3 protein-coding genes are annotated in these 3,285 nt (G+C 44.3%); 1 reads left to right on the top strand and 2 read right to left on the bottom strand.

What is annotated here, in order from left to right; all coding sequences use genetic code 11:
• Positions 1–390: 390 nt before the first annotated feature.
• Both A9165_RS16265 and A9165_RS16260 read right to left on the bottom strand, forming a co-directional pair.
• Positions 391–1,473, bottom strand: coding sequence for a calcium/sodium antiporter (locus A9165_RS16265; protein ID WP_255365753.1), 1,083 nt, complete (start codon positions 1,471–1,473; stop codon positions 391–393).
• 170 nt (positions 1,474–1,643) lie between these two features.
• Entirely contained in the window at positions 1,644–2,447 is an 804-nt protein-coding gene (locus A9165_RS16260) for an undecaprenyl-diphosphate phosphatase (RefSeq protein WP_008985539.1), read from the bottom strand.
• Between the two features lie 271 nt (positions 2,448–2,718).
• Between A9165_RS16260 and A9165_RS16255 the strand changes: the two genes are divergently transcribed.
• The gene (locus tag A9165_RS16255) at positions 2,719–3,144 is read left to right on the top strand and encodes a hypothetical protein (RefSeq protein WP_008985538.1); all 426 of its coding nucleotides are present in this window, start codon (positions 2,719–2,721) and stop codon (positions 3,142–3,144) included.
• Positions 3,145–3,285: the final 141 nt, after the last annotated feature.

Raw genomic sequence — 3,285 nt, 5'->3', positions numbered from 1 at the left:
CAATTTGTGGGGATCCCTCAGCTGCTGTGCTGCTTTTTAGTGCAAATATTTGCAAACCTGAATAGTCTTTGCATAGAGCATGAAATATGCAGTTTTCAAGCTCGAGTTACTGTCAGAAATTCTCGTAGTGGACTTCACGCGAAATCCCAGACACTCAGTTACCAGGCCTTGGTGTTAGTACTAACCACTCGGCTCATTTAGTGATCCAGCAACCACGTTATTTTAGTCATTTAGCGGTTCATCCGGTTGCTAACAATATACGTAACTGCACATCCCGCGAAATCCTAGACACGAATCAACCTCGTTAAACTACTTGCGGCTCAGAGATTTATTAATTACATGCAAGCATGTTTGCAATCTGCACGTCTCCATTACATTATTCTTTCAAACTTACATGTTGTGCTTTTTGCTTCTGTGTCTGAGGTCCTGCATCAGGCTATACGCGACATAAATGCCCACTAGGGGCACCAAGCCATACATAATGCCTTTCTGTAAATCAGGCAGATATTCAAACTTCAGTGACAATGCAATCAGGAACCAAGTATAAGCAACATAACACAGCAGGAACAAGCCACCTTCAATCCGGTTCAGAACAGAGCCTGCAAAGAAGAACGGAATACACAACATGGCAACTGCCACCATTACCGGAATATCAATTGCTGACATTTGGGCGCCAGCTAACAGTGGGGTGGGTGAAACCAGGCCAGATAACCCGAGTACGCATAAAATATTGAAGGTATTACTACCAACCACGTTACCCACCGCAATATCGCGCTCGCCTCGAATGGTCGCGACAATAGAAGTAACCACTTCAGGTAAAGATGTACCAGCTGCGACAATCGTAAGGCCAATAATGGCCTCATTAACACCCCATGCAGTTGCCAGCTCAATAGCGCTTTGTACTAACCAGCGGGCACCTAACACTAGCAATACCAAGCCAACAATCACCAGCAAAGCACTTTGCCAGGCCGGTTTTTTGTCTTTTAGCATGTCATCAATTTCGTGATCTGCCGTTTCACTGGAGGGTTTAGATTTACCCTGATAAAACAGAAAAGCGGTATAAACTAATAAACCAGCAAATAGTACTGCGGCTTCAAGGCGCGAAATCTGGCCGTCAAGTGCCATTAACATCGCAACTATGGAGGCTAATACCATCAACGGTACATCCTGACGGATCAATTGTTTTGAAATAATAAGCGGCATGATCAAAGCCGCAACACCCAAAATAAACAACACGTTGAAAATATTGCTGCCCACCACATTGGCTATCGCCAGTTCGGCCTGACCGGCATACGCCGCTTTAACGGACACTGCTAGCTCCGGTGCGCTGGTACCAAAAGCCACTACCGTTAAGCCAATAACTAAGCTGGGTACGCCGAAAGACGAAGCTAAACGCGCCGCACCTTTTACCAGAGTGTCTGCACCTATTACCAGTAAAACAAGCCCAGCAGCAAGCATTAACCAAGTTATCATTTCGATGGTTCCTTACATTAAGAGTTTGTTGATTTGGGTGATGGAACCCACCCTATTGTAACCGTAATTATCTGACTAAACGATCAACAAAGGCAGCATGCCTCGCCTCTGTTACAGCACCTGAAAATACTAACCAGTAATAAAATTGAAAATCGGTGCTGTTACATAGCTTATCTCATTAAAAACCAATAAATCGCCGCTGCCAACAATAATCGATAAATCACATACGGCCACATACCAAAGCGATTTAGCCAAGCAAGGAAAAAGTGAATGGCAGCAAGTGCAGTAATAAAAGCGGTAAAGGTGCCAATGGCAAAAACCAGCCAATCAATACTGGCGGCATCAGTACTAATTACTTCCAGCAATTTAACGCTGGCTGCTAAAAAGGTGATAGGTATCGCCAGTAGGAATGAAAAGCGCGACGCAGCTTGCCGGGTTAAACCCAGCAGCAAACCTGCTGTGATGGTTGCACCAGAGCGTGAAGTGCCGGGGATCAGAGAAACGGCCTGCGTTAACCCCACCAGCAGCGCGTCTTTCAGTGTCAATGTTGACAAATCGCGTTCAGCCTTAGCCGTAACATCGGCAAAACCAAGCAGAATACCAAATACTAAGGTAGTAACAAAAATAACGGCCACCGAGCGCAGGTGGGTATCAATTAAATCCAGTAGTAGTAAACCAGCGATGCAGGCCGGAATGGTGCCCAGCACAACGGCAAGCGCCAGAGGGCTTTGTCCGACATGTTGGCGCCGCGCAAGTGCTGCCAGGCTATCTGTTGTTAAGTTGAACACATCGCGGCGAAAGTACAGCAGCACCGCCAAAAGGGTGCCCATATGCACAGCTAAATCAAATGCCAACCCTTGATCGACTTGGCCTGTAACCAAAGGTGCCAGAATAAGGTGGGCAGAGCTGGAAATCGGCAAAAACTCGGTAATACCCTGTAAAATGCCAAGAAAAATAGCGTAAAGTGCACTCATATCGCGTTAAAGTTCCGTTTTATCAGCAAACTAGATCGGCAAAAATCGCAGCAGTTTAACATAAACGCCGTTTTTAGGTTCAAGGGGGCTAAAATGTTTTCGCATGCACTGATATTGTCTGTTGGTGATGTAATCGGAATTTGTTCGCTTCAGAAAATCGTTCCGGAACCTTCCTTTAAAATTACATACTAATGTAGATATGACTTTTCTCAAAGCTGGTAGATATAACCATACCAATGACACTATAATTTAATTTTCAAAAGGACGCAGTATGAAAAAATTTCTAATTACGCTTGCTTGTGTAATCGTGCTAACAGGTTGTGATAGTGCAAATCAGATGATTGATAAAGCCCAAGATGCAGCCAATCAAAAGGCAGTTGAACTACAAAATAAACTAGAAGCCGTGGATATCAATGGCCTCAACTTAGAGTTGTTAAAAAATTCACCTCAGCTGGCAAGTCAACTTTCCGCATCAATTAATGATGCACTAACGGTTGATTTCACTAGCCCAGAAGCGATGGCGGCAGTCAAAAACAAAATTGCAAATGCTTACTCATGCCTGGCTGAAGCCTCCTCCGCTACTACCGCACAAGAAGTTATGGACAAGCTATTAGCCAATATCAACAACAGCGATGTCAAAACATTAATTGATAGCGGCGTTCAGAAAGCCCAGTCTTATCAGTCTTGTGTAAAATAACTTTTGCTCAATAATCTTAGGTTGATAAAAACTCCCATGGGCAACAGTTAACGTTGCCCCGCGGAAATATAACCGCTAACTTGTATTGTATTAGCCACCATTAAAGCTGACGTATTTACCTGAGGTATCCCCAGAAATTTT

It is taken from the genome of Alishewanella sp. HH-ZS (assembly GCF_001704375.1).
GTDB lineage: Bacteria > Pseudomonadota > Gammaproteobacteria > Enterobacterales > Alteromonadaceae > Alishewanella > Alishewanella aestuarii.
This window is presented reverse-complemented; position numbering and strand designations above follow the sequence as displayed.

Coding starts and splice junctions, on each gene's coding strand:
- A9165_RS16260 (WP_008985539.1), bottom strand. CDS start 2,447: ATGAGTGCACTTTACGCTATTTTTCTTGGCATTTTACAGGGTATTACC.
- A9165_RS16265 (WP_255365753.1), bottom strand. CDS start 1,473: ATGATAACTTGGTTAATGCTTGCTGCTGGGCTTGTTTTACTGGTAATA.
- A9165_RS16255 (WP_008985538.1), top strand. CDS start 2,719: ATGAAAAAATTTCTAATTACGCTTGCTTGTGTAATCGTGCTAACAGGT.